Source organism: Fulvivirga kasyanovii (genome assembly GCF_009711405.1).
GTDB classification, from domain to species: domain Bacteria; phylum Bacteroidota; class Bacteroidia; order Cytophagales; family Cyclobacteriaceae; genus Fulvivirga; species Fulvivirga kasyanovii.
Genome location: NZ_SMLW01000082.1, coordinates 1 through 541 on the forward strand (window position 1 = coordinate 1; position 541 = coordinate 541).

Below are 541 nucleotides of genomic sequence, written 5' to 3' on the forward strand. Positions count from 1 at the left end.
GTTATTTAACTATTTTCAAGGTGACCCTATGAAAAAGCAGGAAATATTGAATATCTGTAACAACATTGCCCAGAAGAACAATGATTTGATCAGTACAGAGTGTAAGCTTATAGAGACATTGGGGAACCTCTTACCAGGATCTGACGGCACTGAACAAAACTCAATGCTCATTCACGTGGGATAAGGTTGTCCTGTTTTTTTATCGTTCAAGCTTTTCAATTATTTCATCAATAGACTGAATAAAAGCTTCTCTATGTCGCTTAGAGAGAAGGTATCTTCTCTTGATCAGTCTTACGGACATATCGTCCATAATGAAATGGTTGCAGAAAAAAGCCAGCCGGTCATCTTCGGAGTCAATCTTTTTATATTTTGATCTTTCAGTGGGCGACTCCAATATGAGTTGCACTTTGTTCATTAACAAATCAGATTCACTGTCAGGACGCATACTTGATGTTACGGTTTACTATAAACTATGGCAAGATAATTTTTTTATTGGGATGATCATTAATTTCTTTTGGGAATTTATTCACATGAGAAAAAA

At 35.7% G+C, this 541-nt stretch carries 2 protein-coding genes; one reads left to right on the top strand and one right to left on the bottom strand.

From position 1 onward, the window contains the following. Window positions 1–184 (top strand): hypothetical protein (locus tag E1163_RS30105; protein ID WP_221417860.1); only part of this gene is annotated, 184 nt, incomplete at its 5' end. Window positions 185–199: 15 nt separating this feature from the next. On the opposite strand, the gene E1163_RS00110 is transcribed toward E1163_RS30105, so the two are convergent. Continuing rightward, window positions 200–445, bottom strand: coding sequence for a hypothetical protein (locus E1163_RS00110; RefSeq protein ID WP_155168513.1), 246 nt, complete (start codon window positions 443–445; stop codon window positions 200–202). Between the last annotated feature and the right edge of the window lie 96 nt (window positions 446–541).